The 26,553-nt window shown below is 74.0% G+C and carries 22 protein-coding genes; 13 read left to right on the top strand and 9 right to left on the bottom strand.

The window, feature by feature from the left end; all coding sequences use genetic code 11:
- The first annotated feature begins 24 nt into the window (after positions 1-24).
- The gene (locus tag ABTZ03_RS24235) at positions 25-1,008 is read left to right on the top strand and encodes an alpha/beta hydrolase (RefSeq protein ID WP_350515156.1); all 984 of its coding nucleotides are present in this window, start codon (positions 25-27) and stop codon (positions 1,006-1,008) included.
- 129 nt (positions 1,009-1,137) lie between these two features.
- Here ABTZ03_RS24235 and cynR read toward each other — a convergent pair whose 3' ends face one another.
- Positions 1,138-2,049, bottom strand: a complete 912-nt coding sequence (gene cynR, locus ABTZ03_RS24240) for a transcriptional regulator CynR (RefSeq protein ID WP_350515157.1) — start codon at positions 2,047-2,049, stop codon at positions 1,138-1,140.
- Between the two features lie 124 nt (positions 2,050-2,173).
- Between cynR and ABTZ03_RS24245 the strand changes: the two genes are divergently transcribed.
- From ABTZ03_RS24245 to ABTZ03_RS24265, 5 genes are all read left to right on the top strand, one after another.
- Positions 2,174-2,755: a carbonic anhydrase gene (locus ABTZ03_RS24245; protein WP_350515158.1), complete on the top strand. Its 582-nt coding sequence runs from the start codon at positions 2,174-2,176 to the stop codon at positions 2,753-2,755.
- Between the two features lie 107 nt (positions 2,756-2,862).
- Complete coding sequence (gene cynS, locus ABTZ03_RS24250; RefSeq protein WP_350515159.1) at positions 2,863-3,333, top strand: cyanase; 471 nt, start codon at positions 2,863-2,865, stop codon at positions 3,331-3,333.
- A 71-nt stretch (positions 3,334-3,404) separates the two neighbouring features.
- Positions 3,405-3,905, top strand: a complete 501-nt coding sequence (locus ABTZ03_RS24255; RefSeq protein ID WP_350515160.1) for a nucleoside deaminase — start codon at positions 3,405-3,407, stop codon at positions 3,903-3,905.
- On the top strand, positions 3,902-4,309 hold the full coding sequence (locus tag ABTZ03_RS24260) for an NUDIX hydrolase (RefSeq protein ID WP_350515161.1): 408 nt from the start codon (positions 3,902-3,904) through the stop codon (positions 4,307-4,309). Before ABTZ03_RS24255 ends, ABTZ03_RS24260 begins: the two co-directional genes overlap by 4 nt.
- Positions 4,310-4,472: 163 nt before the next feature.
- Positions 4,473-4,970, top strand: a complete 498-nt coding sequence (locus tag ABTZ03_RS24265; protein WP_350515162.1) for a hypothetical protein — start codon at positions 4,473-4,475, stop codon at positions 4,968-4,970.
- A gap of 41 nt (positions 4,971-5,011) precedes the next feature.
- Here the strand turns inward: ABTZ03_RS24265 and ABTZ03_RS24270 are convergent, their stop codons facing one another.
- Positions 5,012-6,769, bottom strand: a complete 1,758-nt coding sequence (locus tag ABTZ03_RS24270; RefSeq protein ID WP_350515163.1) for a penicillin-binding transpeptidase domain-containing protein — start codon at positions 6,767-6,769, stop codon at positions 5,012-5,014.
- A gap of 245 nt (positions 6,770-7,014) precedes the next feature.
- Positions 7,015-7,386 (bottom strand): zinc ribbon domain-containing protein YjdM, encoded by a 372-nt coding sequence (locus tag ABTZ03_RS24275; RefSeq protein WP_350515164.1) that lies wholly within the window; start codon positions 7,384-7,386, stop codon positions 7,015-7,017.
- A 265-nt stretch (positions 7,387-7,651) separates the two neighbouring features.
- On the opposite strand from ABTZ03_RS24275, the gene ABTZ03_RS24280 reads away from it, so the two are divergent.
- Positions 7,652-8,920, top strand: coding sequence for a styrene monooxygenase/indole monooxygenase family protein (locus ABTZ03_RS24280; RefSeq protein WP_350515165.1), 1,269 nt, complete (start codon positions 7,652-7,654; stop codon positions 8,918-8,920).
- A 132-nt stretch (positions 8,921-9,052) separates the two neighbouring features.
- A complete protein-coding gene (locus tag ABTZ03_RS24285) occupies positions 9,053-9,601 on the top strand; it encodes a hypothetical protein (RefSeq protein ID WP_350515166.1) in 549 nt (182 codons plus the stop codon).
- 59 nt (positions 9,602-9,660) lie between these two features.
- Here ABTZ03_RS24285 and ABTZ03_RS24290 read toward each other — a convergent pair whose 3' ends face one another.
- From ABTZ03_RS24290 to ABTZ03_RS24305, 4 genes are all read right to left on the bottom strand, one after another.
- A complete protein-coding gene (locus tag ABTZ03_RS24290) occupies positions 9,661-10,716 on the bottom strand; it encodes a hypothetical protein (RefSeq protein WP_350515167.1) in 1,056 nt (351 codons plus the stop codon).
- A gap of 14 nt (positions 10,717-10,730) precedes the next feature.
- Entirely contained in the window at positions 10,731-11,999 is a 1,269-nt protein-coding gene (locus ABTZ03_RS24295) for a CHAT domain-containing protein (RefSeq protein WP_350515168.1), read from the bottom strand.
- Positions 11,996-17,986 carry a tetratricopeptide repeat protein gene (locus tag ABTZ03_RS24300; RefSeq protein ID WP_350515169.1) on the bottom strand — a complete coding sequence of 1,997 codons (5,991 nt, stop codon included), beginning with the start codon at positions 17,984-17,986 and terminating at the stop codon, positions 11,996-11,998. Before ABTZ03_RS24300 ends, ABTZ03_RS24295 begins: the two co-directional genes overlap by 4 nt.
- Positions 17,987-18,140: 154 nt before the next feature.
- A complete protein-coding gene (locus tag ABTZ03_RS24305) occupies positions 18,141-19,004 on the bottom strand; it encodes a helix-turn-helix transcriptional regulator (RefSeq protein ID WP_350515170.1) in 864 nt (287 codons plus the stop codon).
- 113 nt (positions 19,005-19,117) lie between these two features.
- Between ABTZ03_RS24305 and ABTZ03_RS24310 the strand changes: the two genes are divergently transcribed.
- Together ABTZ03_RS24310 and ABTZ03_RS24315 are read left to right on the top strand one after the other, a co-directional pair.
- Complete coding sequence (locus ABTZ03_RS24310; RefSeq protein ID WP_350515171.1) at positions 19,118-20,689, top strand: MFS transporter; 1,572 nt, start codon at positions 19,118-19,120, stop codon at positions 20,687-20,689.
- 33 nt (positions 20,690-20,722) lie between these two features.
- A complete protein-coding gene (locus ABTZ03_RS24315) occupies positions 20,723-21,268 on the top strand; it encodes a hypothetical protein (RefSeq protein WP_350515172.1) in 546 nt (181 codons plus the stop codon).
- Between the two features lie 43 nt (positions 21,269-21,311).
- Here the strand turns inward: ABTZ03_RS24315 and ABTZ03_RS24320 are convergent, their stop codons facing one another.
- The gene (locus tag ABTZ03_RS24320; RefSeq protein WP_350515173.1) at positions 21,312-22,055 is read right to left on the bottom strand and encodes an SOS response-associated peptidase; all 744 of its coding nucleotides are present in this window, start codon (positions 22,053-22,055) and stop codon (positions 21,312-21,314) included.
- 39 nt (positions 22,056-22,094) lie between these two features.
- Positions 22,095-22,862 (bottom strand): helix-turn-helix transcriptional regulator, encoded by a 768-nt coding sequence (locus ABTZ03_RS24325; protein WP_350515174.1) that lies wholly within the window; start codon positions 22,860-22,862, stop codon positions 22,095-22,097.
- Positions 22,863-23,015: 153 nt separating this feature from the next.
- Here ABTZ03_RS24325 and ABTZ03_RS24330 point away from each other — a divergent pair, with 153 nt between their 5' ends.
- The 3 genes from ABTZ03_RS24330 (at position 23,016) to ABTZ03_RS24340 (ending at position 26,499) form a co-directional block, all read left to right on the top strand.
- Positions 23,016-24,185, top strand: coding sequence for an MFS transporter (locus ABTZ03_RS24330; RefSeq protein WP_350515203.1), 1,170 nt, complete (start codon positions 23,016-23,018; stop codon positions 24,183-24,185).
- A gap of 80 nt (positions 24,186-24,265) precedes the next feature.
- Positions 24,266-25,303 (top strand): alpha/beta hydrolase family protein, encoded by a 1,038-nt coding sequence (locus ABTZ03_RS24335; protein ID WP_350515175.1) that lies wholly within the window; start codon positions 24,266-24,268, stop codon positions 25,301-25,303.
- A 5-nt stretch (positions 25,304-25,308) separates the two neighbouring features.
- Positions 25,309-26,499 (top strand): saccharopine dehydrogenase family protein, encoded by a 1,191-nt coding sequence (locus ABTZ03_RS24340; protein ID WP_350515176.1) that lies wholly within the window; start codon positions 25,309-25,311, stop codon positions 26,497-26,499.
- Positions 26,500-26,553: the final 54 nt, after the last annotated feature.

Here is a 26,553-nt window from a genome sequence, read left to right on the forward strand (position 1 = left end):
GCCGCACCCGAAAGGCCACCGACCATGAACACCACCACCGCCACCCCCACCCACTACCGCGACCAGCAGGCCTGGCGCGACCTCCAGCAATTCCTGCCCGCCCGGCTGCGGCTGACCGACGCCACCGCACCCGGCGAGGAGTTCTGGAACTGGCGCGGGCACCGCGTCCACCTCGACCGCTACCGCAACCCCGAGGCGAAGGCCAAGGTGGTGCTGCACCACGGGGTCGGCACCAACGGCCGCCAGATGTCCCTGATCCTGGGCGCCCCGCTGGCCGCCCGCGGCTTCGAGACCGTCGCCCTGGACAACCTCGGCTACGGCCTCACCAAGGTCCGGTCCGGCAGCACCCCCTCGTACGACGACTGGGTCGACCTGGTCGTGGACTTCCTCGCGTACGAGCGGACCCGCGACGACCGCCCGATCGTGCTCTACGGGCTGAGCGCGGGCGGCATGGTCACGTACCATGTCGCCGCCAAGGCCCCGCGCGGCACCCTGGCCGGCATCGTCGGCATGACCTTCCTCGACCAGCGCGACCGGACCGTCCGCGAGGAGACCGCCCATGACAGGCTCACCGTCCGCGCGGGCGTGCCGCTGATGGGGGTGGCGGCCAGGACCCCGGCCGCCGCGCTGAAGTACCCGATGAGCCTGGCCTCCAAGATGTCCGCGCTGGCCAACGACCCGGGCGCGATGAAGGTGTTCATGAAGGACCGCACCTCGGCCGCGAACTGGGTGAGCGTCCGCTTCCTCGACCGCTACCTGAACTACGCCCCCGCCGTCGAGCCCGAGGAGTTCGACGCCTGCCCGGTGCTGCTCACCCAGCCCGCCGAGGACCGCTGGACCCCGCACCACCTGAGCGTGCCGTTCCTGTCCCGGATCACCAAGGTGCCGGTGGAGACGGTGCTGCTGGAGAACGCGGGGCACTACCCGCTGGAGGAGCCGGGGCTCACCCGGATGGAGGAGGCCATCGGCGACTTCGTCACCAGGTGCGCGGAGCGTCCGGCGGGGTGAGGCCGGCGGCAGTGAAGGCCTTGGTGACGCTGCCGACGCGCCGGCGCAGGTCGGGCGTGGCGTGGCGGCCGGTGGCGAGGTCTGCGACACCGGAGGCGCCGCCCGACGGCCGGACCGCTCGGGGCGCCGTCAGGGGGCCGGGACGTAGCCGCGGGCCCGCACGAGGTCCTGGACGAGGCGGGTGAAGGCGCGGGTGGCGGCGCTCTGGTAGGCGTCGGTGCGCCGGAGCAGGGCGACGGTGCGGGCCGGCAGGGCAGGGTCGACCGGGACGGGGGTGAGGTGGGGGTGGTCGTGGGTGATGGCGTCGGGCAGGACGGTGGCGAGCGGGGTGCTCCGGACGATCTCGGTGAGGGCCTGGATGGAGTTGGCCTCGACGGCGATCCGGGGCGTGGTCCGGTGCCGGGCGAAGTAGTCGTCGATATGGCTCCGGGTGGCGAAGTCGCCGGTCAGCAGCGCCAGTTGGCGCCCGTCCAGGGCCTGTACGGGGAGCGGCCGGGGCTGTCCGGCGTCGGTGTGGCCGGGGCCGGTGACCAGGCTGAGGGTCTCGGTGAACAGTGCTTCGGCGGTCACCCCGGCCAGGTGCTGGCCGGTGAAGGCGATGCCGAGGTCGAGGTCGTCGGCGAGCAGGGCCGCCTCGATCCGTTCCTGGGGCAGTTCGGTCAGGGTGAGGCCGACGCCGGGGTGGCGGCGGTGGAGCTCGGCGGTGAGCGGGCCGATCAGGTAGGCGGTGAAGGTGGGGGTGACGCCCAGTCGCAGATGGCCGCGGGAGAGGTCCTGGACGTCCTGGACGGCGCGTTCGGCCGAGGCGAGTTCGCGCAGTGCCCGCCGGGCGTGCTCGGTGTAGACGGCCCCGGCGTCGGTGAGCCGGACCGTGCGGCCGGTGCGGTCCAGCAGTTGCACGCCCACCGTCCGTTCGAGCTGCTTGATCTGCTGGGAGAGCGTGGGCTGCGAGATGTGCAGCTCCTCGGCGGCGCGGGTGAAGTTGCCGTGCTCGGCCACGGCGAGCAGATAGCGCAGGTGGCGCAGTTCCAGGACAGCCATGCCCGCAACTATAGGTGTCATCGATCGTTCTCATGGGCATTGACTCTTGGACACTATAGGAGCAGGTCATGCATGGTGGATCTCACCAGCCCACAGGGCCGATCACCACCCGAAGGGAGTGACCGTGCAGGACCTCACCGAGGGCGTCGCCCGTTTCCAGCGGGACGTCTTCCCCGCCAAGGCGGAACTCTTCGCCCACCTGGCCACGCACCACGCACCGCACACGCTGTTCATCGGCTGCTCGGACGCCCGCGTGGTCCCCGAGCTGATCACCGGCACCGAGCCCGGGGACCTCTTCGTCATCCGCACCGCCGGCAACCTGGTGCCCGCCTACGGCCCCGAGGCCGACGGGGTGGCGGCCAGCATCGAGTACGCCGTCGCCGCGCTCGGGGTTCGGGACATCGTGGTCTGCGGCCACTCCGCCTGCGGCGCGATGACGGCCCTCGCCCAGGGGCACGACCTCAGCGGCGCCCCGGCGGTGGCCGCCTGGCTGCGGCACGCGGACGCCTCCCGGGCCCGCACCGCCCCCGGGGGCGACGTCCCCGCCCTGGTGCGGCAGAACGTGCTCGCCCAACTGGCGAACCTGGCCACCCACCCCTCGGTCGCCCGGGCGCTGGCGGAGCGGAAGCTCGCCCTGCACGGCTGGGTGTACGACATCCCCACCGGCCGGGTCGAGGACCTGACCGCCGCCACGCTCGCGGCCTGACCCGCCGGGCCCGGAGCCCGCCCCACGCCACCCGATTCCACCCGACCCCACCCCACCCGCCGCTTCCCGCTCGGGGAACGGCACATCCCAGAGAGGACGTACCGATCATGGTGCACGCCCAGTTCGACCCCACCGCCCGCGAGGCCCTGGCCGCCGCCGCCGTGGACGCCAAGATCCGCAAGGACCTGACCTGGCAGCAGATCGCCGACGCCTCCGGTCTGTCGGTGGCCTTCACCACCGCCGCCGTCCTCGGGCAGCACCCGCTGCCGAAGGAGTCCGCCGAGGCCGTCGCCGAGCTGCTCGGCCTGGACGCCGACGCGGCGCTGCTGCTGCAGACCATCCCGACCCGCGGCTCGATCCCGAACGGGATCCCGACCGACCCGACCATCTACCGCTTCTACGAGATGCTCCAGGTCTACGGCACCACCCTCAAGGCCCTGGTCCACGAGCAGTTCGGCGACGGCATCATCTCCGCGATCAACTTCAAGCTCGACGTGAAGAAGGTCGCCGACCCCGAGGGCGGCGAGCGCGCCGTCATCACCCTGGACGGCAAGTACCTGCCGACCAAGCCCTTCTGATCCCTGCCGCTACCGAGGGGTGGGCCGGAAGCAGCCCGGCCGGCCCACCCCGCTCCCTCCTGGAGGACCCCGTGGACTTCGTCCAGCGCACCATCGACCTCGCCCGGCAGAACGTCGCCGAGGGCGGCCGCCCGTTCGCCACCGTCATCGTCAGGGACGGCGAGATCCTCGCCGAGAGCCCCAACCGGGTGGCCCAGACCGGCGATCCCACCGCCCACGCGGAGATCCTCGCGATCCGCGAGGCCTGCACCAGGCTCGGCACCGAGCACCTGACCGGCGCCACCATCTACGTCCTCGCCCACCCCTGCCCGATGTGCCTGGGCTCGCTCTACTACTGCTCGCCGGACGAGGTCGTCTTCCTCACCACCCGCGACGCCTACGAGCCGCACTACGTGGACGACCGCAAGTACTTCGAACTCGCCACCTTCTACGAGGAGTTCGCCAAGCCCTGGCAGGAGCGCCGACTGCCGATGCGGCACGAGGAGCGCGCGGGCGCCGTCGAGGTGTACCGCTTCTGGCAGGAGCGCAACGGCGGCGAGCGCCGGGTGGCCGGCGCCCCCACCGGCGCATGAACCGGGTGATCGAGAAGGTGGCCTGGCTCCACCTCGACGACGGACGGCTGCTGGCCGCCCGCAGCCACGGCCGCGACCGGTTCTACCTGCCCGGCGGCAAGCCCGAACCCGGCGAGAGCCTCGAACAGACCCTGGTCCGGGAGATCCGCGAGGAACTCGGCGTCACCCTGGACGCCTCCACCGTCACCCCCGTGCTGACGGTGGAGGCCCCGGCCGACGGCAAAGCGCCCGGTACGACCGTGCGCACCGTGTGCTGCACCGCCGTCGTCACCGGCACGCCGAAGCCGTGCGGGGAGATCGCGGAGCTCGCCCACCTCACCCACGGCGACCACCCCCGCGCCAGCGCCACCACCCGGCAGGTCCTCGACCGCCTCGCGGCCACCGGCCGGCTGCTGCGCTGGTGAACCCCGCCGCACCCCGTAGGGAGGGCGGGTTGGAGCCGGTGGGTGCGGCCGCGTAAGGTCGGCCGGGTTTCACGGCGATGCCGCCCGTGTCCCGCTGGTTCGTCGGCGGACCACCGGCGCGGGGCCCTGCCGTATCGAGGACGGGAGCAGGGGGCGACGGGTGATGAGCAAGGACCTGGAGAGCGGGCACGGCGGGTACCGCTGGCCACTGGACGAGACGCCGTGGCCGGAGCAGGCGAGGTTGGCGTACGGCGCGCTGGTCGCACTGACCGCGCCCGAGCCGCCGGTGCCGGAGCTGGGCCGGCTGGGGGAGGAACTGGTCGGCAGCCGCGGCGTGGTGGTCGGGTGCGGGATCGAGGGCGAGGGGCCCGTCTACGAGGTCGAGACCGAGGACGGAAGCCCCTGGCGGCTGCGGCCGGAGTTCCTGACCGCGCTGGGCGGCCGTCGGACGGACCTGCCGCCGCGCTTCCGCAGCGACCTGCCGGAGGGCACCCGGGTGCGGATCACGGTCGGCCCGGCCGTGGAGGGCGGGCCGACCGTGATGGTCGGGGTCGTCACCGGACTATGGTCCGAGAGCGCGCTGGAGCCGCCGAGGGGCTACACCGTCGAGGTGGGCGAGGACACCCACTGCGTGACCCCGGAGCAGGTCCAGCCGCTCTGAGCGCCGGCGCTGGCGTCTCTGAGCGCAAGCGCGGGTTCGGCTCAGCCCTTGCCGCCGCCCGCCTTGAGCACCTGGGCGGCCGCCACGCCCGCCGCGCTGAAGCCGTGGCCGCCGCCCTCGACCTCGGCGGCGACGGCGAGGTCGTTGCGGTAGGCGATGAACCAGCTGTTGTTGGCGTCCGAACCGGCCTCGGCGGTACCGGTCTTGGCGCCGATCTGGCCGCTCAGCCCGGACATTGGGGTGCGGGCGGTGCCCTGGGTGGCGGTCCGGGCCATCATCGAGCGCAGCGCCTGGGCGACGTCGGACGGCAGCTTGCCGGGGGCGGACACCCGCTTGACGTCCTCGCGCAGGACGGGCTGACGGAACGTTCCGCTCTGCACGGTGGCCGCGACCGAGGCCATCGCCAGCGAGTTGACCTGGATCTGGCCCTGGCCGATGTACGAGGCGGCCGCCTCGTCCTTGCTGCCGGGCGTCGGGATGGTGGCGTCCCGGCTGGGGATGCCGATCCGCCACTGCAGGCCGAGGCCGAACTGGTCGCGCGCGACGCCGGCCAGCGTGCCGGGCTGGAGCTTCTCCAGGCCCTTGTCGATGAACCCGGTGTTGCAGGACTGGATGAAGTCGTCGCTGAGGGTGTAGTCGGGGTGGCTGCCGGGCTCGTCGTTGTGCCAGCTCCGGGGGGAGTTGGTGGTCTCCTTGCACGGCACCACGGTGTCCGGGGTGACCCCGGCCTCCAGCAGCGCGGCCGCGGTGACCACCTTCATCGTCGAACCGGGTGCCTGCCCGCCGCCGACGGCCCGGTTGAAGCCGCCCTGCGGGGCGTAGGCCAGCGCGAGGATGTTCCCGGTGCTCGGCTGGATCGCCACCAGCGAGGCGGGCTTGCCGCCCGCCGACTGCTTCTTCACCGCCTCCTCGGCGACCTGCTGGAGGTCGGCGTCGATGGTGAGCTTGACCTGGGGCGCGCTCGGCGGGGTCAGCACGAACAGCTGCTCCGACTGCTGCCCGCCGCCGCTGAGCACCACGGCCTGTCCGGTGACGGCCTTCGACCCGTCGGGCGGCGGGATCTGCGGCAGCACGGAGGCCAGGGACGGGAAGGCGTCCAGCGGCCGGCTCTTGCGGTCGGTCGGCTTCGACACCGGGTCGGGCAGTGCCTTCACGGTGATGCTCTGCCCGGCGGAGAGCTTGGGGTGGACCACGGTCGGCGACCAGCGCACCAGCACCCGCCCGTCCGCCGCCCGCAGCACGCCCAAGGTGCTCTCGTACTCCCAGGCCTCGGTGGTGCCGTCGAACTCGGCCCGCACCCGGTAGCCGAGGACGGGTTCGCTCGGCGTGCCGGAGGCCGCGGGGCCCGTCCCGGTCAGGGTGAGCGAGCGGGCCGGTACGCCGTCGTGGAAGGAGGTGAGCGCCATCCGGGCGGCCTCCGGCCGGTCGGTCAGGCCGGCCGCGGCACCGATGTCGCCACGGCCCCAGGCGGCCAGGAAGTCCTTGGCGACGGCGTCGGCCTGCTCGGTGGTGGGCGGCGTCTGCGGCCCCTTGGACGCGGTCGTGGTGCTGCCGCCCCCGCCGGCGGAGGACCCGCCGGACACGGCGTTGAAGACGTTGTACGCGCCGTACCCGCCGACCACCACCAGCGCGGTGAACACCCCGCCGACTGCCACCAGCCAGACCCGGCGGGAGCGCGGGCGGCGCGGGGTCCGGTCGTGGTCGCCGTGGACGAGGTGGTCGTCGTCGTAGCCGTCGGGCCGGTGGCCGGGCTCTTCGTACGGTTCGTACCGTTCGTACGGTTCGTGCTCTCGGTGCATGGTGTGGTGTCCCCCTGTGTCGATCCGGTGTCTGCTGCCCGCCCCCTCCCCGGCGGCCGCTCGGCGGCCGTCGGCTCGTTCGGGCCCGGACAGCCTAAGCCGCGGCGGTCGGCCGGTCGAGGGCGGGGTCTTTACGTGCGCTTGACCTGGGGTTCGGATCGGCCGGGGGTGCGTGGTGGAGACGCCGACGGCCCGGACGAGCGGGTCGCTCGTCCGGGCCGTTCCGCCGTGGGGCCCTGGGGGCCTCAGGCCTTCTTCACCACGCTGGACTTGAGCTGCATCGCACCGAAGCCCTCGATCCGGCAGTCGATGTCATGGCCGTCCACGCCGTCGACCAGGCGGATGTTGCGGACCTTGGTGCCCGCCTTGATGCCGGAGACGCTGCCCTTGACCTTGAGCGCCTTGACCACGGTGACGGTGTCGCCGTCACTCAGCACATTGCCGACCGAGTCCCGGACGACCTGCTCACCCGCGTCGGTCTCCTGCCCGGCCCCGGTCCCGGTGCCGCCCTCGGCGGGCACCCACTCGTGGCCGCACTCCGGGCAGACCATCAGGGCGTTCATCTCGTAGGTGTACTCGCTGGAGCACGAGGGGCACGGGGGAAGGGCGTCGCTCATGGGCTCTGGCTGTCCTGTCTGTCCGGTCGGCGCCGGGGTCGGCGGCACGCCAGCCTGTATGAACTTGAAGAATTTTTCAAATCGACATCCCGGGGGGCGTAGGCCTCCCGGGGGCGCGCCCCGGCCCACCGACCGCGCACACCGCGCCCGGTCCGCGCCGTGGACGCGGACGCTCCGGACTGGTATCCAGACCACTGGTGACCGGTCGGAGCGGGCACCCCCGGTCGGACCGCCCAGTGGACGAACCATCAGGAGAGCAGGGGCGATGCGCAGGATTCTGATCATCGGTGCCGGGCAGGCCGGCCTCCAACTGGCCCTCGGACTGCAGTCCCACGGCTACGACGTCACGCTGCTGACCGACCGCGACGCCCAGGAGGTGCGGGACGGGCGGGTGCTGTCCAGCCAGTGCATGTTCGACTCCGCGCTGCGCACCGAACGGGCTCTCGGCCTGGACCTGTGGGCCGAGCGGGCACCCCGGATCGAGGGCCTCGGCGTCTCGGTCGGCGGACCGGACGGCACCCGGCTGATCGACTGGGTCGGGCGGTTGGACGCCTACGCCCAGTCCGTCGACCAGCGGCTGAAGATGTCCACCTGGCTGGAGACCTTCGCCGACCGCGGCGGTCGGGTGGAACTGCGGCAGGTGAGCGCCGCCGACCTCGACCACCTCGCCGGCTCGTACGACCTGGTGCTGGTCGCCTCCGGCAAGGGCAGGCTGGCGTCGGTGTTCGAACGCCACGAGGAGTGGTCCCCGTACCTGCGGCCGCAACGCGAGCTGGCCATGAGCTATGTGCACGGGCTGGCGCCGCGCCCCGAGCACGGGTTCCCGGCGGTGCGCTGCAACCTGGTGCCCGGCGTCGGCGAGTTCTTCAGTGTGCCCGCCCTGACCGCCGCCGGACCGTGCGACATCCTGCTCTGGGAGGCCCTCCCGGGCGGACCGGCGGACGCCTTCGACGGGCTCCGCGATCCGTCCGAACACCTGCGGGTGACCCTGGAGTTGATGAAGGCGCACACGCCCTGGGAGTACGACCGCACCCGCGCCGGCGTCGAACTCACCGACGCCGGCGCCACCCTGGCCGGCCGCTTCGCCCCCGTGGTACGCCGCCCGGTCGGCGAACTGCCGGGCGGCGGAGCGGTGTTGGGGGTCGCCGATGTGGTCATGACGAACGACCCGATCACCGGACAAGGCTCCAACAGCGCCGCCAAGTGCGCCGCCCATTACCTGGCGGCGATCCTCGCGCACGGTGACCGGCCCTTCGACCGGGAGTTCCAGCAGTCGGCCTTCGACGGCTTCTGGGCGAGCACCGGGCGGTCGGTCACCGCCTGGACGAACGCGATGCTGCTGCCGGCGCCCCCGCACGCGCTCCAGCTGTTCGGTGCGGCGGGTGAACTCCCGGCGGTGGCCGACCGGTTCGCCAACTCCTTCGACGACCCGGCGGACGTGGAGGAGTGGCTGCTCGACCCCGGGAAGGCGGCCGCCTACCTGGCCTCGGCCGCCTCGGCGGCGGTCGACGCGCCGGTGGCGGGGAGGGGCTGAGCGTCGGTCCCGTCACGGGGAGGTCAAGCTCTCCCCAAGTCCTGCGCGGGAACGCCCTGATCATGGTGGGTTCGTGGCAACTCCGGTCCGCCCGGGGGCAGCTGGGTACAGAACACGAACAACAGGAGACACGTGGTGGCGGTCGACGGCAGCAACATGGCGCACGCGGTGATCGAGACGGCGGTGAAGGAACGCACGCGCCTGCACACCGGACGCAGCCGGACCACGGCCGTGGTGGTGCTGGTGCTCCTGGCCGGCCTCGGCCTGTTCCTGGGCCTGGTCGTCGGCAAGTCCGACCCGACCAGTGCCCCCACCTGCAACGGCCAGACCATGAGCCGCAGCGACGAGTGCCGGATCTGGTCCAACCACGGCGGTGGGGGCACCTTCGGCTACGACGAGATGATCGACCGCCGGGAGTCCGGCAAGGGCGTCTGGAAGGTGGTCGGTTTCGGCGGCGCGGCTCTGGCGGTGGTCCTGATGGCCGTGTCGATCTCCAAGCTCGATCCCAAGCGCCCCTGGGGCAAGCCGGTCACCGAGATCTGCCCGCGCTGCCACCAGCCCACCCTGCGGGAGAAGCTGACGGTGCACACCATCTCCCGGGGGCGGACCAACTACCGCTACAGCGGCATCGTCACGCTCTGCACACCGGTCTGCGGCTTCACGGCCGTCCGGCAGCGGTGACGTCTCCGGCCCGGTCGTGAGCCGTGGGCCGTGGGCCGTGGGCCGTGACCGGGCCCCGTTCAGCGGGAGTGGGAGGCGAGGGAGAGGAGCAGGTGCGCGGACTCCGGGTGCTGGAAGTCGGAGTGGGCGCCGGAGGGGTGCAGCCGGGTGGCCATGCCGCCGCGGTAGACCTGTCCGGCGTCGATGTTGACGATCGGGTGGTCGAGCTCGGCGTGCGGGTACGGGGAGTCGGTCGGGCGCAGCCGGGTGCTGAACTGGGCGACCGGCGCGGAGCCGGTGCCGGAGTGGCCGATGCCCGGGCGGCCCTCGGCGCGCAGGTGCCAGAAGCCGGTGGCGCGGTCCCAGCGGGAGTGGGTGAGCACCAGCGGGCCGCGCAGCGGGGCGCCGGCCCGGCCGGGGCCGAGGAAGAGCCGGGGGAACAGCCGCTCGAAGGCGTCCCGGGGTGCGGCCATCTGGAAGACCAGCGCGCTGTCGACGGTGAACGGGCGGGAGGGGTCGCCCGGCCGGGAGGACCAGCTCAGCACCGGCGGGCCGGCCGGGCGGTCGGCCGCGTACTGGACGGCCTCGCAGAGGAACCGCCCGCCGAAGGAGTGCCCGAGCAGGTGCAGGTACTGGCCGTGGCGGTTGGCCAGCACGCGCGGGGCGTCCGGGCGGCCCCGGCCGGTGTCGAGGTAGCCGAGCAGGTGACCGAGGATCCGGCCGGCCTGGCCCCGGGTGCTCATCGCGTGCGCCCGCTCCCGGATGCGGCGGTAGCCGTGGAGCGTCGGCAGGCTGGACGACGGCCAGCGCACCACCACGCACCAGGGGCGGAACCCGGCCGCCAGCCCCGGGTAGCCGCCGGGAGCGGTTCGGTGCAGGGCGGTGGCCCGGTCGATCAGCGCGGTGGCCGTCCGGTCGGCGGCGTCGGGGCTGGTCTGCCAGCCGTGCACGTAGACGTACAGGTCGGTGGCCCACTCGGGGATCCGCAGGTGGCGGGCCAGGTGGTCGGCGATCCGCGCCTCGGGGACGGGGGTGGTGGTGCCGGGCACCAGCAGCCGGCCGTGCTCGTCCAGGTCGACGGTCGCGGGCCTTACGGCCGTCGCGGGCCGGACGGCGGCCGGGGACGTGCGGTTCACGGGTCGGGCCTCGGTCACGGGTTGAGCTCCAGGATGCTGTCGATGCCGCAGTGCAGGGAGTAGGCCAGCGCGAGCGGATTGCGGTACTCGCGGGCGAACCACCGCACCAGCTGCTGGGTGATCTCGCCGGCCGTGAACTCGCCGGTCAGGTAGTGGTCGAGGAAGGCGAAGGCGTACTCGGCGGCGAACTCCTGCGGGATCTGGATCTGCGGCCCCAGCACGCCGTCGGCGCCGAGGTCGACCAACGCCCGCCCCAGATGGTCCAGTTCGGCCGCCGCCGACTGCCCGGTGTGGCAGGCGTTCAGCAGCACGAAGGGACGGAACACGGCGTCCGGCCGGTCCAGGTGCCGACGGCGGTGGCGGCGCACCAGCTCGGCGTCGATGTGCCGGTCGTCCGAGAGCCGGACGGCGAGCTGCTCGTACGGGGAGTCGTTGGCGACGAACTGGCCGTGGCACCAGAAGTACATGACGTCCTCGTCCAGCACGGCCGCTGACAGCGACTCCAGGAGGAGGTCGGAGTCGGTGCGCACGGTCAGTTGGGAGCGGTCCTCCAGCAGCTTGCGCACCTCGGGCGCCCGGCCGATGGCGGTCAGCTGGTCGTCGGTGTTCAGACTGGTGACGGGCTTGGCGCGGGGGGCGGTGGGCGGCTGGATCGGCGGGTAGGCGGCACCGGTCTGCTCGATCTGGTGCCGGTGGCCGAGGAAGTCCGCCCACGGGTCGGGCTGGTCGCCCTCCACGGCGAGCATCGGCCAGGGGAGGTGGAGGTCGGAGTCGAAGCTGATCCGCAGCGAGCCGTGGTCGGTGAGGGTGTCGGTGAGGTACTCCCGGAACAGGGCCAGGCTGCGGTCGCCGCCCGCGAACATGGTCTCCAGGAAGTACCGTCCCTCCTCGGCGAGTTCGGCGACCTTGCGCTCGGCGACGGCGGCGAGCGGGGAGAAGTCGACGGCGGTGGCGAAGGGGTAGGGGTCGTAGGGATCCGGGTCGTAGCCGACCAGACGGTCCCGCCAGACGGAGCGCAGCCGAGCGGCGAGGTGGAGCAACTTGGGTGCCGAGATCGCCAGTTGGGCGCGGTTGACGCGGCCGCGTGGAGTGCGTTCGGCGGGGCGGAAGGCGCTCGCGTGGAGCTCGTCGCCGTGCCGGCGGAGGGTGACGATCAGGTCCAGCGGGGCCGGGCCCTTGGCCGGGGAGACGTCCCCGTGGTCCGGCTGGTGGGGCAGGCGGGTGTAGTCGGCGGAGGGGTTCTGCCGGACGAGGACCTGGAGCTCCCGGGGCACGTCGATCACTCCTGGTCCTGGGGTTGCTGGTCGGCGGGGACGTCCACGACGGCGGAGAGGTCCTGGAGGACGGCGCCGTGGCCCCGGTCGAAGACGGTGATCCGGACGGTGTGCGGGCCGGGCGCGGCGGGGGTCAGGGCGAACCGGGCCGCTCCGTCGGCGGGCCGGAAGTCGGTGGCGGGCGGGTCGAGGGCCGCGTCCGGGGCCACGGCGGCGACCAGGTACAGCTCCGGGAGGTCGGTGGGGTCGGCGGTGTCGTCGACGGACTCCAGGCGCAGTTCGAGGTGGGTGGTGGCGCCCACGGCGGGGTCGTCGGTGAGGGTGAGCCGGGGGCGCCAGGCGGGGCGGGGCGTCGGCGGTTCGACGGCGCGGTGCAGCGAGCCGCGGGAGCGGCGGGGGAGCAGGGCGGGCCGGCTCGGGCTGAGCACCACGAGGGGCGCCGGGACGTCCTCCGGCTGGGCGGGCGCGGCAACGGCCTCGGTCACCAGCGGGTGGCCGGGGTCCATCAGGGCCTCGCGGCCGACGCGGACCGCTGCCAGCAGATCGCGGGCGGTGTCGCGGCGCCCGGCCGCCGCGAGGGCGTGCGCCAGGCCGACGGCGAGGGAGGGGTACAGCGGCAACGGCCCGGGGCGTTTGGCGCCGATGCTGATGGCGACGTCCCGGGCGTTCATGTGGCCGGTGAGGAGCGTGGCGGTCGGTGCGGCGTCGTTGACCGTGATCCGGGCGGCGATGACCTGCTCGTACACCCGGACCGCCCCGTCGGCGTCCCCGGCCCTCAGGCGGGCGTGAGCGAGGGCCTGACGGACCTCCAGGGTGAAGGCGTTGCGCGCGCCCCGGTTCTCGGCGCACTCCTCCGCGAGTTCCTCCAGTCGGACGACGGCCCGCAGCGGGCGGGGGCCGTCGGCCAGCAGGAGTGCCTGGGTGAGCCGGGCGGTGACCGTCGCATCGTCCGGATCGCCGAGGGCCTCGCTGCCGGCCCCGACCAGATCGGCGGCCAGGCGCAGCGCGGCCTCCGGCTCCCCGGCCAGGTGACGGGCGAAAGCGAGCGTGCAGCCGGCGCCGACCCGTTCGGGCAGCCCCGGCCCGGCGGGGCAGGACCAGTCGTCGATCAAGGGCGACAGCTCGGTGATGGCGAGGCCGAGCTCATCGTCGAGGACCAAGGCCCTGACGCGGTGGTGCCGGAGCGCCCAGGGGAGGGGGTGCTCGGACGGGAGCGCCTCGACGGTGTGCGCAAGGGCGTCGCGACAGTGCGTGGCCGATTCGGCGTAGCGGCCCAACTCGAACAGGTTCAGCGCGATGCTCTTCCGGACCGCGAGGGTGTCCGGGTGGTCGGGCCCCAGGATCCGGCAGCGGTCGGCCAGGAGAGCCTGGTAGAGCTCGGCGGCATCGTGGTGGTGCCACTCCTGACGTACGGCGTCGGCCAGCCTGTACCGGGCGGTCAGCGTGCCGGGGTGGTCCGCGCCCTGCACGCGTTCGTGATCGGAGACCAGTGTCCGCGATGTGGCGGCCGCCTCTCGGCGGTGCCCGGCGACGCCGCGGGTGCGGGCGACCTCGGCCCGCTCATCGAGGGTGTCGGGGTGGTCCGGGCCCTGGACGCGGGTACGGACGGCGACCAGCTCCGTGAGGAGCGCGGTGGCGCGGTCGAACTCCCCGGTGTTGCGGATCTCCCGGGCCAGCCTGGACAGGGTGACGAGGGTGTCGGGGTGCTCCGGCCCGTGCAGGCGTACGTGATCCGCGGCCAGTAGTTCCCGGTCCGCGACGGAGCGCCGGTACAGGCCGGAGAACCCCCGGTCGGCGGCCAGGACGCCCCGGCTGGTCAGGACGTCGGGGTGGTCGGGGCCCTGGATACGGATCTGGTCGCGGAGCCGCTCCTCATTGATCCGGACACTGAGCGGGTGGTTGCCCGACGTCCGGTGGACCCAGGCGAGGAGCCTCCGGGCGTGGAGGGTCTCCGAGTGGTCGGGCCCGTCGATCCGCAGCCGGTCGGAGACCAGGTTCTCGCAGAGCCGGCGGGCTCGGCCGAGGTCACCGGCCGCGCGGTACGAGGCAGCCTCCCACCAACGGGCGTTCAGCGTGTCCGCGTGCTCAGGCCCGAGTACGCGCGCCCGGTCGGTGGCCAGGGCGGCGAAGAGTCCGCTTGCTCTGCGATGCCTGCCGGCGTCGCTGTATGCCAGGGCCTCACGCCAGCGGGTGCGGAGGGTCTCGCGGTGTTCCGGGCCCTGGGCCCGGGTTCGGTCGGTGACCAGATCGGTGAACAGTGCCAGGGCGCGGCGGTGGTTCCCCGCCTGTGAGTGCGTCAGGGCCAGCTGCTCGCGGATCTCCAGGGTCAGCGGGTGGTCCGGTCCGTCGATCCGGGTGCGGTCGGCCGTCAGGGCCGCGAACTCGGCGAGGGCCCGGTCGAACTCACCGGACTCACGCCAGGCCCAGCCGCGTTCACGGCGGCACCGGAAGGTGCTGGGGTGGTCGGGGCCGAGTACCCGGGTGTGGTCGGTGACGAGCACTTCGAAGAGTGCTGCCGCTCGGTGGCGGTCGCCGGAGTCCTGGCAGGCGGACGCGTGCACGACGCGGTTGTGGAGGGTGTCCGGGTGATCGGCCCCGAGCACCCGGACGCAATCGGCGATGAGTGCTTCGAAGAGGGACACCGCTCGCCGGTGGTCGTCGGCGGTGCGGCAGGCGGACGCGTGGGAGTAACGGGTCAGGAGTGTGTCGGGGTGGTCCATGCCCTGGACGCGGGCACGGTCCGCTGCCAGGGCGTCGAACAGGTCGGCCGCCCGCCGGTGTTCACCCGCGTTCTGGTGGGCGGACGCCTGCCAGTGGCGGGCGTTCAGGGTTTCGGGGTGGTCGGCGCCCTGTAGTCGGGTCCGATCGTGGACCAGGGACTCGAACAGTCCGATCGCCTCGTGGTATCGGCCGGCGTTCAGGCTGGAGGAGCCGTGGCCGCTCCGGGCTTCGAGCGTGAGGGGATGGTTCGTCCCGTTGATCCGGGAGTAGTCGGCCACCAGGGCTTCGAACAGGCTCAGGGCGCGACGGTGGTAGCCCAGTCGTTGGTAGCCGTGTGCCTGCCAGCACCGGGTGTTGAGGACGTCGGGATGGTCGGGGCCCTGGAGGCGGGTGCGGTCGGCGAGCAGGGTCTCGTACAGTGCCAGGGCCTCACGGTGACGGCCGAGGTTGCGGTGGGCCGTGGCGTGCCACCACCGGGTGTTGAGCACGGCGGGGTGGTCGGGGCCCTGGATGCGGGTGCGGTCGGCGAGCAGTGCCTCGAAGAGACTCAGGGCCGTCTGGAACTCGCACGCATTGGAGTGGATCGAGGCCTGCCACCAGCGCGTGGTGAGGACGTCGGGGTGGTCCGGGCCCAGGACCAGCGCGCGGTCGACGACCAGCCGGTCGCACAGCTCCGCCGCGTGCCGGGGGTCTCCCGCTTTGTCGAGGGCCCGGGCCAGTCGCAGCCTGGTGTCGAAGGTCTCGAAGTGGTCGGGGCCGTGGACGCGTCGACGGTCGGTGACGAGTTCCGTCAGGACGGCGACGGCCTCGCGCGGGCGACCGGCGGCATCCAGCGCAAGGGCGAGCCCGGCCCGCTCGCTGAGGGTGTCGGGGTGGTCGGGGCCCTGGATCCGGGCCCGGTCGGCCACCAGGCGTTCCAGCTCCTCGACTTCGAGGGCCGGCCGGCCCGCGACGCGCAGCGCGTACCCGAGGAAGCTGCGCTCCTCCAGGGTGTCGGGGTGACTCTCGCCCTGGATCTGCGCCCGGACGCGGACCAGGGCCCGGTGCTGCTCGACCGCGCGCTCGGGGGTGCCCGCCTCCCGGTGCGCGCGGGCCAGGCCGCTGCGCGCGTTGAGGGTGTGCGGGTGGTCGGGGCCCAGCACCCGGGTGTAGTCGGGCACGAGCTCGTCGAACTCGGCCACGGCGCGGGCGGCGTGGCCGGCCTTGCGGTGGAGGGAGGCCAGGCGCTTGCGGGCGTACAGGGTCTGCGGGTGGTCCGCGCCCTGCGCCCGGGTGCGGTCGGCGACGACGGCCTCGAAGGCGGTGATGGCCGCGAGGTGGTTTCCGGTGTCGGCGTGGGCGGCGGCGAGCCAGCCGCGGCTGTTCAGGGTGTCCGGGTGGTCGGGGCCGAGCACCCGGGTGCGGTCGGCGACCACCCGCTCGTACAGCCGGATCGACAACCTGTGCTGCCCGGCGGCGAGTTGGGCGAAGGCGAGGCCGTTCCGGCGGGTCAGCACCTCCGGGTGGTCGACGCCGAGCAGCTGCTCGGCGTCCCGCACCAGGTGCTCCAGCTCGGCCACCGAATCCCGGTGCCGGCCCGCGACCTGCAAGGCGTACGCCAGGCTCCCGCGGCTGTGCAGGGTGTCGGTGTGGTCCGGCCCCAGTACCTGCGCGCGGGCGGCCACGACGCCCCGGAACTCCTCGATGGCCAGCGCGTGTTGACCGGCCTTGCGGTAGGCCTGGGCGAGGGTGTGCCGGTCGGTGAGGGTGGCCGGGTGGTCCGCACCCTGGACCCGGATCCGCCGGGCCACCACCTCCCGGCACAGCTCCACCGCCCGCGCCGGGTCGCCGGTCTTGGCCCGCAGTCGGCCGAGCCGTCCGAGGGTGGTCAGGGTGTCCGGGTGGTCCTCGCCGAGCAGCCGCCGCTGCCCGTCCGCCATCGCCTCCACCAGCGGTACGGCGTACACCCGTTGGGCCCGATCGGTCAGTTCGCCCGCCGCCAGCCCGTACAGCGTGATGGTCTCCGCCGTCGGCTCCGGAGACGGGCCGCTGTCGGCCAGGTCCCGGACGTGCGGCAGCAGCGCCCGCCGCAGCTCCGGCCGGGAGGTCGGCCAGAGCCGGACGGCCGCGGCCGCCAGGTGCCGTTCGGCGCGGGCGCGGAAGCGGACGTCGGAGCCGCGCAGCACCGCCTGGAGCAGCCGGTGCACGGTGACGGTGTCGCCGAGGGTGATCAGGTGGTAGTCGGCGAGCAGCCGCAGTGCCCGGTCCACCTCCTCCGGGCGGCGGGACCCGAACGGGGTGAGCACCTCGCGGGGCAGGGCCTCGGGGGCGTACCAGGCCAGGGTGCGCAGCAGCTCGACGGCGAAGGGCGCGGTGTGCTGGACGGTCCGCAGGGTGGTCCGCCACAGCCGGGCGACGGTGGACTCGGCGCCGGGCCCGGCCGGGCCGGTGGCGCGCAGCAGTTCGCGGTAGGCGGCGAAGGTGGTTCCGGTCTGCTGGAGGTAGGCGCCGGCCTGGGCCAGGGCGATCGGCAGGTGGCCCAGCTCGTCGGCGAGGGCGCGGGCTTCGTCCTGCTCGGCTGGATCAAGGGCCACGCCCGGGTGCGCCGCGCCGCAGAGTAGCCGGGCGGCCTTCGGGGCGTCCAGCACGTCGATGCGCACCGGCCGGATGCCCGGGTGCCAGCCGCCCGCGCGGCGGCTGGTGACCAGTTGGTGGCCGCAGCCGAGGAGCCGGCCGACGTACGGGGTGAGGTGGTCCGGGTCCTCGGCGTTGTCGTAGACGAGCAGCCAGCGGTCGTGGGCGCGCAGCCAGGCGATGGCCCACTCGACCTGCTGCCCGGGCGGGGCGGTGAGGGCCCAGGCGGGGTGGAGGTGCACGGCGAGTCCGGCGAAGGCCTCGGCGAGCTGTTCCGCCGACTCGGCGGTGATCCACCAGATCAGCCGGTAGTCGTCGGTACGGGCGTAGGCGTGGTGCAGGGCGATGCTGGTCTTGCCGACGCCGCCGAGGCCGTGCAGGGTGGTGGCCTGGGTGACCAGTCCGCCGCCGTCACCGTGCGCCAGGGCCTCGGCGACCGCCCGCAACTCAGCCTCACGACCGATGAGTTGACGGGAGGAGCGGGGTGGCAGATTGGGGGTCGGGGTGGTCGCCTCGACGGTCTGCGCGGCCCGCGCGGCCTCGGGCGGCAGGACGGCGGCGTGCGGGTCGCCTCCGGCGCCGGACGGCGAGCCGGGGCGGCGGCGCTGTTCGAAGGGCTCCGGGTCGGGCAAGCCGCTCTCGGGGCGGACGTGTGCCGTCATGGACATCAACACTGTGCCGCCCCCACCCCCGTGACCTGCCTTGCCCGCCCCACCGTAGTGCCGGGGTGAGGCCCTGTCAGCGGATTCCGCCGAGGGCGGAGGCGGGCCCGCTCGCCGTGGGTCAGGGTGGGGAGGCGGGCTTGCTGGCCGTGGGTCAGGGCGTGGAGGAGGGGGTGAAGCTGCCCAGGAAGTTCAGGGCCTCCTCGGCGGGACTCCCGGGCGCGGCTGTGTAGACCACCAGGAGGTGGTGGGCGGCGCCGGGGACCTGGAAGGTCTCGTAGCTGAGGGCCACCTCTCCGACGACGGGGTGCCGGAAGCGCTTGGGACCGTGGGTCTTCTCGTGTACGTGATGACCGGCCCACAGCTTGCGGAAGGTTTCGCTGCCCAGGGACAGTTCGCCGACGAGGCGGACCAGCTCCGGGTCGTGCGGCCGTCGCCCGGCGGCCATCCGCAGGATGCCGACGGTGGTGCGGGCGGCTTCGTCCCAGTCGGGGTGGATCAGCTGGGCCTCCGGGTCCAGGAAGATCCGGCGGGCCATGTTCCGTTCGCGGGCCGGGAGCTGGGGGAAGTCGGCGATCAGCGCGGCTGCCAGGTGGTTCCAGGCCAGGACGTCGTTGCGGTCGTTCATGATCATCGCGGGGGAGTTGGGGAAGGTCTCGACGACCTGCCGCAGCGCGGGACGCAGCGCCTCGCCCCGTCCGGGGCCCGCCGGCGCCGCGACGACCCGGCGCCGTGGCCGGGCCAGGTCGTACAGATGGGCGCGCTCGGCCGAGCCGAGCCCCAGCGCCCGGCCGAGCGCGTCGAGGACCTCGTCGGACGGGCGGTCCGCGCGTCCCTGTTCGAGGCGTACGTAGTAGTCGGTGCTGAGGCCGACCAGTTCGGCGACCTCCTCGCGGCGCAGTCCGGGCACCCGGCGGCGACCGGTCGTCGGCAGGCCCACGTCCGCGGGGGACACCAGCGCCCGGCGCGCCCGGAGGTAGTCGCCCAGCGAGTTGACGATCCTGATCGTTTCGGCCATGCGCCCCAGTATGGCGGCGCGGCCGGAGGCGCGACGGTCGGAAGGTGGCCCTGTGAGTCCCAGGGAACCGTTGTCTCTTCATCCCGCCACGGCAACCGCGCAGGGTCGAGGGCATGTCCACGAACTCCCCCCTCGACTCTTCTGACGGCTCACCCGGCAACGGACCCGGCTACGGGTCCGGCTACTGGCCCACGGTGGTCGCGGTCGGGTCCGCCAGTGTGATGCTGCCGTTCTCCGTGACCGGGGCCGCCGTGGCCCTGCCCGACATGGCGGCCCGGTTGGGCTCCTCGGTCGGCACCGCGCAGTGGATGCTGAACGCCTTCAACCTCACCTTCGCAGCCCTGCCGCTCGCGGCCGGCGGCCTGGCGGACCGGCTCGGCCGGCGCCGGGTGCTGCTGACCGGCATCGCCCTGGTCGGGGCCATGTCCCTGCTGATCGCGCTGGCGCCGTCGATCGCCCTGGTCGACGCGGCCAGGGCGGTCCAGGGCTGCGGGGCCGCGGCCGTGCTGGCGGCGGGCGCGGCGGTGCTGGCCCACGCCACCTCCGGGCGGCGCCGACAGCTGGCCTTCGGGATCCTCGGCACCTCCTTCGGGACGGGCCTGGCGGTCGGACCGCCGGTCGCCGGGGCCCTGGTGGAGGCGGCCGGCTGGCGGTCGGTGTTCCTGCTGGTCGCGGCGCTGTCCGTAGCGGCCTGGCTGTGCGCGACCAGGGCCCCGGAATCCCGCAACTCCGAGCCACCCGCCCTAGACGCGGCCGGGGCGGTGAGCTTCACCGCCGCGCTGGGCTGCCTGTCCTTCGCGTTCGTCCGGGCCGGATCCGCGGGCTGGAGCGCGCCGGGCACCCTGGGGCTGCTGGCGGCGACCGTGGCACTGCTGGGGCTGTTCACGGCGGTGGAGCTCCGGCGGGCGGACCGGGCGATGTTCGACGTCCGACTGTTCGGCAGGCCCGAGTTCGTCGCGGTGGTCTGCCAGCCCTTCACGGTGACCCTGGGCTTCGTCGTCCTCCTGGTGTACCTGCCCGCCTACCTCCAGGGCGTCGGCGGCCGGGGCGTCCTGGCGAGCGGTCTGTTCCTGCTGCCGATGACCGCCCCGGTGCTGCTGCTGCCGCTGGTGGCCGGCCGGTTGGCCGCGCGCACCTCGGTGCGGGCGGTGCTGACCGCCGCCTCCGCGCTGATCGTGCTCGGGGCCCTGCTGCTGGCGACCCTGCGCAGCGACGGCTCGTGGTGGGCGCTGGCGTTGCCGTTGACGCCCTTCGGCGCCGGGGTGGGCCTGGCGTTCGGCGTCATGGACAACGCGGCGGTCAGCACCGTTCCGGTCGAGAACGCCGGCGCCGCGGCGGGCATCTTCAACACGATGCGGATCACCGGGGAGTCCGTCGCGGTCTCCGGTGCGGCGGCCCTGCTCACCACGCTGGTCGCCGCCCGGTTGAGCGGCAGCGGCCTGCCGCCCGCCGCCGCCACCCGGATCGCCGGGCAGGCCGTCCAGGGGCAGGTGGCCGAAGCCCAACACGCGGCCCTGTCCGAGGGGTTCACGGGTGCCCTGCACACCCTCGGCCTGATCCTCGCGGCCCTGTCCACACTCGGCGCGGTGCTGACGTACCTCGCGCTCGCCCCCGGGCGTGCCGCCGCGCGCCCGGGAGAGGCTCCGACCCGTCCGAGCGCCGAGCAGATCCAGCTGGACGTGTAGGTGCGCGACCCGGCACCCCGTACGCTGACGATCATGAGATCCAAGGGGGAGCGCGCCGCACGCAACGCGGAGCGGCGCGCGGCGGAGAAACAACGGTGGGAACGTGACCGGGAGTTGGGCGAGCGCGCCCGGCGGGGGGCGATGACCCTGCAACGGCGGGCCTGGGGGCGCGGGGAGCCCGGCGGATTCGCCGGCCATGTGGAGGTGTGGGGGCCCGACGGCGTGCCGGTGCGGATCGCGGTGGGACGAGGGGGCGGTCTGGCCCGGATCGGGAAGCCGTCCGAGCTGGGGAAGTCCGGCCCGGTCGACATGATCATGGGGTGCGCTCCGCTGGTTCCGGTGGTGGTCGCGGTGGCGGTGGTTGGCGGCATCGTGATGCTGGTGGTCACGATGGTCCGGCGGCTGGTGGTGGAGCTCTCCGGCAAGCCGCACTGGTCGGTGAGCGCCGCGGTCGGGGCGGAATCGTCCGCAGCCGTGGTGGTGTGGCGCAGTCGCCGGGCGCCGGAGTCCGCGCGGGCGGCCGCCGAACTCGCCGACCGGGTGGAGCGCGAGGGCGCCGCGGCCGTCCTGCCGGCCTGAGCCACTTCGACACAGGCCCATGCCCGACCGGACGGCGTCGGGTCTAGTCGGCCAGCCCCAGCGGGTCCGGGGCGGTGGCGAGCAGCTCGGGGCCGTTGTTGCGGACGCTGTTGACGGTGGGCGGGACGGCGCGGACCCGGAGGGCGCCGTCGGCCGGGCGGCGCAGCAGGTGGTGGAGCTCGGCCGGGTCGGTGTGGGCGGGGGAGAGCCAGGTGGGCAGGTCGTCGGGGGCGATGGTGAGCGGCATCCGGTCGTGGACGCGCCCGGCGGAGTCGGTGGCGTCGGTGGTGATGACGGTGGCGGTGGCGAGCCAGGCGAGCGGGTCGTCGTCGGGGCGGGTGCGGTCGCGCCAGAACTCGTACAGGCCGGCCATCAGCATCACGCCGCCGGTGCTGAGGAAGTACGGCTGCTTGTACTTCTTGCGGTCGGCGTCGGCGGGGACCTCGCGCCACTCGTAGTAGCCGTCGGCGGGGATGACGCAGCGGCGGGCGGTGAAGGCCTTGCGGAAGGCGGGCTTGGTGTCGACGGTCTCCGAGCGGGCGTTGATCATCCGGGCGCCGCCGGACGGGTCCTTGGACCAGGACGGGACGAGGCCCCAGCGCAGCGGGCGGAACCGGCGGACCAGCTCGCCGGTCTCCCGGTCCACACGCTCCAGGACGGCCGGGACCGGGTCGGTCGGGGCGACGTTCCAGCTCGGGGCGAGGGCTTCGGCCGGGTCCCACTGGAGCTCTCCGAGCAGCGAGACGAGGTCCTGGGGCGTGGTGGTGGAGACGAAGCGGCCGCACATGCCCCCCAGCCTGCCACCCCGCACGGACAACCGTGGTGCTCAGCGCGCCGCGCCGCCCTCGGCGGAGGGGCCGGGGGCGTGTCCAGGGGTGTGGCCGAAGGTGCGGCGGAAGACGTCGATGAAGGCGCTCGCGGAGGACCAGCCGCAGCGGTGGGCGACGGCGGTCACCGGCTCTCCCTCGGCGAGCAGTACCAGGGCCCGGTGGAGCCGCAGTTGGGTGCGCCACTGGGGGAAGGTCATGCCGAGGTCGGCGCGGAAGAGCCGGGAGAGCGTCCGGTCGCTGGCGCCGACGGCCCGGCCGAGCTCGGCCAAGGTGCGGGGCTCGGCCGGGTCGGCGTACAGCAGCGCGCACACCGCCCGGAGCAGCGGGGTGTCGGGCGTGGGCACGTGCAGCGGCTGCTGGGGCGAGGCGCGCAGCTGGTCGAGCAGGACGGCGCGCAGCCGGGAGCGCTCGGGGCTGTCCTCGTCCGGGGTGCGGGTGTAGGCGATGATCAGTTCGCGCAGCAGCGGGCCGACGGCGAGCACGCCGGGCCGGTCGAGGCCGAGCGGGTTCTCGGTGGCGGGCAGGCCGACGAGGTGGAGTTCCAGTTCGCCGTGCGCCTGGTGGGCGTGCACGGTGCCGGCCGGGATCCAGAGCGCGCGGTTGCCGCTGGCGACCCAGGACCCGGCGTCGGTGGTGACGGCGACCACGCCCCGGGCGGCGTAGGCGATCTGGTGGTCGTCGTGGCGGTGGGCGTCGATCCCGGTGCCGGGGGCGAGCAGTTCGGCCCGGGTGGGGGCGACGGGATCGTGGCGGATTCTCGACATCAGTTGGCAGATTATCGGAAGTCCGACAGGGTGGCGCGGCCCGAGCATGGCGGCGTGACGAAAACACCGAACCAGACGAAAACACCGGACCGACCGAGCCGCCCGGTGCCCCTGGACGAGCCACCCTCGGCGGCCCGACCGCCGGCGAAGCGCCTGTCGCCGAGGACCTCGATCACCCTGCTCTCCGTCGGCCACTCCTGCGTGGACGTCTACCAGGGCGCGGTGGCGGCCCTGGTCCCCTTCCTGGTCGCCGAGCGCGGCTACGGCTACGCCGCCGTCTCGGGCGTGGTGCTGGCCGCCTCGCTGCTCTCCTCGGTCGCGCAGCCGCTGTTCGGGGCGCTGACCGACCGATGGCCGCTGCCCTGGCTGCTGCCGGTCAGCACGGTGCTGGGCGGCGCGGGCATCGCGCTCTGCGGGGTGGGCGACTCGTACGGGCTGACGCTCGCCTGGGTGGCGCTGTCGGGGATCGGGGTGGCGGCCTACCACCCGGAGTCGGCCCGGGTGGCCCGGCTGGTGGCCGGGGCCGGCGGGAGCGGGCACCGGGGGATGGCCTGGTTCTCGTTGGGCGGCAACCTGGGCTTCGCGGCGGCTCCGCTGCTGGTCGCCGCCGTGGTGGGTCTGGGCGGCCTGCGGCTGACCCCGCTGCTGGTGCTGCCGGCCCTCGCGGGTGTGGCGCTCTGCCTGCCCGTGCTGCGCGAGCTGGCCCGGCGGCGGGCCGCGGGGGCGGGCGCGATGAGCCGGCCGGGGCGGGACGACCGGGCCTCCTTCGTCAAGCTGTCGCTCGCGGTGGTGTGCCGGTCGATCGTCTTCACCGGGCTGAGCACCTTCCTGTCCCTGTACGCCACCCAGCGCATCGGCGGCGGTACGGCGGCGGGCACGGCCGCGCTGGTGGTGCTGTATGCGGGCGGTGCGGTGGGCTCGGTGCTCGGTGGGGCGCTGGCCGAGCGCTGGGGGCGGGTCGCGGTGGCGCGCTGGTCGTACCTGGTCGCGGCGGTGGCGGTGGCCGGGGTGCTGGTGGTGCCGGGCCCGGCGCTGTACCTGTGCGTGGCACTGACCTCGGCGGGCCTGTACGTGCCCTTCTCGCTGCAGGTGACGCTCGGCCAGGACTACCTGCCCTCGCGGATCGGCACGGCGAGCGGGATCACCCTCGGGCTGACGGTGAGCATCGGCGGCCTGGCCAGCCCGCTGATCGGCGGCCTCGCGGACGCGACCTCGCTGCGCACGGCGCTGGTGCCGCTGGTGGCGATGCCGCTGCTCAGCTGGGCGCTGTTCCGCACCCTGCCGGAACCGGTGGTGCCCGAGGCGGGCGGGGAGGAGGCGTAGACGTCGGACCGTGATCCCCATCTATCGTTCATCTCTGATACGTTCGTGAGACGAACGATAGATTGATGGGTGGAACGGTCATGCGCAAGCGCAGCAGGACATGGTGGCTCTGGGCCCCGCTCCTCTCCGTGGCGGTGCTGGTGCTCGGGGCCGGCGGCTGGGTCGTCCACCAGAACGAGTACGACCTCAAGGAGGAGCGGGTCACCATCACCGGCGGCCGACAGCCGCTGCACGGTGTGCTGGCCCGCCCCACCGGGGCCGAGGGCCCGACCGGACTGGTGGTCTTCGTGCACGGCGACGGCCCGATCGACGCCACCCACGACGGCTGGTACCGGCCGATCTGGGAGGCGATGGCCCGGGCGGGCTACGCCACGCTGTCCTGGGACAAGCCCGGCGTCAACGGCGCCCCCGGCAACTGGCTCGACCAGACCATGCAGGACCGTGCCGACGAGACCCTCGCCGCGATCCGGTGGGCCAGGACCCGGCCCGGCATCGACCCGGCCCGGATCGGCCTGTGGGGCGCCAGCCAGGCCGGCTGGGTGATGCCCAAGGCCGCCCGGCAGTCCACCGACGTCGCGTTCGTGATCGGCGTCGGCACCGCCGTCAACTGGCTCCAACAGGGCCGCTACGACCTGCTCGCCCACCTGGAGAAGGACGGCGCGAGCCAGGCCGAGACCGAGGCCCGGATCGCGAAGAGCGAACGCAGGCTCACCGCCATGCGGGAGAACCGCACCTTCGAGCAGTACCGGGCGAGCGGCGCCGACGTCACCGACATCACCCCGGAGCGCTGGGACTTCGACCTGCGCAACTACCGGTCGGACGCCACCGAGGACCTCGCCGCCGTCAAGGCCCCGGTCCTGCTGATCCTCGGCGGGCGCGACCTCAACGTCGACAGCGCCGACACCGAGGCCGGCTACCGACGGATCCTCACCACCCCCGGGCAGCTCCAGGTCAGGCGCTTCGAGGACGCGACCCACAACATGGTCCCCGAGTCCGTCGAGGACTCGGAGCTGAGGAGCACCGTCCTCGCGATCGCCGCCCCGCGCTCGCTGTTCGCCCCCGGCTACTTCGACGCCATGCGGCAGTTCCTGACCTCGATCAACCGCCCGAAGGGATGAGGGGGATGAAGGTGCTCGCCCTCGGCGGAGCCGGCGCGACCGGCCGGGTCGCCGCCCGGGTCGCCGCCCGACTCCCCGGCGTCCGTGAGCTGGTGATCGCCGACCGCGACCCGGCGGCCGCCCGCCGTACGGCCGCCCTGCTCACCGCCCGGGCGGCGGGGACGGGCGCCAGGGTGAGCGCCCGCCGGGTCGACGTCACCGACCGGGCCGAACTGCACGCCGCCCTCGGCGAGATGGACGCGGTGCTCAACACCGTCGGGCCGTACTACCGCTTCGGCCTCGACGTGCTGCGCGCCGCCATTCGCACCGGGACGGACTACCTGGACATCTGCGACGACTGGGAACCCACCGTCGCCATGCTGGAGTTGGACGACGAGGCGCGCGCCGCCGGGGTCCGCGCGGTGATCGGGATGGGTGCCAGCCCGGGCGTCAGCAACCTGCTCGCCGTCCGGGCCGCCGCCCTCCTCGACACCCTCGCCGACCTCCACACCGCCTGGCCCGTGGACGTCGGCCCCGAACCCGTGGACGCCCCGCCGACGGACCCCGACGGGGTGCCCGCGGCCGCCGCCGTGCACTGGATGCAGCAGATCAGCGGCACCGTAGCGGTGGTGCGCGGCGGCCGGATCGTCCAACGGCCGCCGCTGGAGCAGGTGCTGCTCGACCTGCCCGGCGGGCACCGGGGCACCGCCTGCACCGTCGGGCACCCGGAGCCGGTCACCCTGCACCGCAGCCTCCGGCCCGGCGGTGACGCGGCGAGCCTGATGGTGGTCCGGGCGGGCACCGCCGCCTACCTGGACGTGCTGCGCCGCGACCTGGACGCGGGCCGGCTCAGCAACGAGAGCGCCGCCGCCGAACTGGCGCGCCCCTCGCTGCGCCGCATCCTGCGGGCCGGCGCCCGGGTGCTCCGCTTCGGCTCCCCGGGCACCCTGCCAGGCTTCTTCGCCGCTGCGACCGGGACGATCGACGGCCGGCCCGCGAGCGCCCTGGCCCGGCTGACCGGCGCGGACGCGCTGATGGCCGACCTGGCCGAGGGCACCGGCATCCCGGCGGCGCTCGGCCTCGCGCAACTGCTGGACGGTACGGTGCGCGCCCCGGGCGTGCACCCGCCGGAGACGGCCGTCGACGCGGAGCGTTTCTTCGCGGACTTGACCCGGCACCGCCCGGGGGTGGGGGTGTCGGTGGAACTGGGGGTCTGAGCGTGGTGACCGGGACGGCCCGAAGTCCGTTGTCAGAGCCTGCCGGTAGCGTGC

This window comes from Kitasatospora sp. NPDC096077, from assembly GCF_040303245.1.
In the GTDB taxonomy this organism is placed as follows: Bacteria; Actinomycetota; Actinomycetes; order Streptomycetales; family Streptomycetaceae; genus Kitasatospora.

Excerpts from the sequence above, each read along its gene's own strand:
- ABTZ03_RS24235 (WP_350515156.1), top strand. The coding sequence starts at position 25 with ATGAACACCACCACCGCCACCCCCACCCACTACCGCGACCAGCAGGCC.
- cynR (WP_350515157.1), bottom strand. The coding sequence starts at position 2,049 with ATGGCTGTCCTGGAACTGCGCCACCTGCGCTATCTGCTCGCCGTGGCC.
- cynS (WP_350515159.1), top strand. The coding sequence starts at position 2,863 with ATGGTGCACGCCCAGTTCGACCCCACCGCCCGCGAGGCCCTGGCCGCC.
- ABTZ03_RS24260 (WP_350515161.1), top strand. The coding sequence starts at position 3,902 with ATGAACCGGGTGATCGAGAAGGTGGCCTGGCTCCACCTCGACGACGGA.
- ABTZ03_RS24265 (WP_350515162.1), top strand. The coding sequence starts at position 4,473 with ATGAGCAAGGACCTGGAGAGCGGGCACGGCGGGTACCGCTGGCCACTG.
- ABTZ03_RS24270 (WP_350515163.1), bottom strand. The coding sequence starts at position 6,769 with ATGCACCGAGAGCACGAACCGTACGAACGGTACGAACCGTACGAAGAG.
- ABTZ03_RS24275 (WP_350515164.1), bottom strand. The coding sequence starts at position 7,386 with ATGAGCGACGCCCTTCCCCCGTGCCCCTCGTGCTCCAGCGAGTACACC.
- ABTZ03_RS24280 (WP_350515165.1), top strand. The coding sequence starts at position 7,652 with ATGCGCAGGATTCTGATCATCGGTGCCGGGCAGGCCGGCCTCCAACTG.
- ABTZ03_RS24300 (WP_350515169.1), bottom strand. The coding sequence starts at position 17,986 with ATGACGGCACACGTCCGCCCCGAGAGCGGCTTGCCCGACCCGGAGCCC.
- ABTZ03_RS24305 (WP_350515170.1), bottom strand. The coding sequence starts at position 19,004 with ATGGCCGAAACGATCAGGATCGTCAACTCGCTGGGCGACTACCTCCGG.
- ABTZ03_RS24310 (WP_350515171.1), top strand. The coding sequence starts at position 19,118 with ATGTCCACGAACTCCCCCCTCGACTCTTCTGACGGCTCACCCGGCAAC.
- ABTZ03_RS24315 (WP_350515172.1), top strand. The coding sequence starts at position 20,723 with ATGAGATCCAAGGGGGAGCGCGCCGCACGCAACGCGGAGCGGCGCGCG.
- ABTZ03_RS24320 (WP_350515173.1), bottom strand. The coding sequence starts at position 22,055 with ATGTGCGGCCGCTTCGTCTCCACCACCACGCCCCAGGACCTCGTCTCG.
- ABTZ03_RS24325 (WP_350515174.1), bottom strand. The coding sequence starts at position 22,862 with ATGTCGAGAATCCGCCACGATCCCGTCGCCCCCACCCGGGCCGAACTG.
- ABTZ03_RS24335 (WP_350515175.1), top strand. The coding sequence starts at position 24,266 with ATGCGCAAGCGCAGCAGGACATGGTGGCTCTGGGCCCCGCTCCTCTCC.
- ABTZ03_RS24340 (WP_350515176.1), top strand. The coding sequence starts at position 25,309 with ATGAAGGTGCTCGCCCTCGGCGGAGCCGGCGCGACCGGCCGGGTCGCC.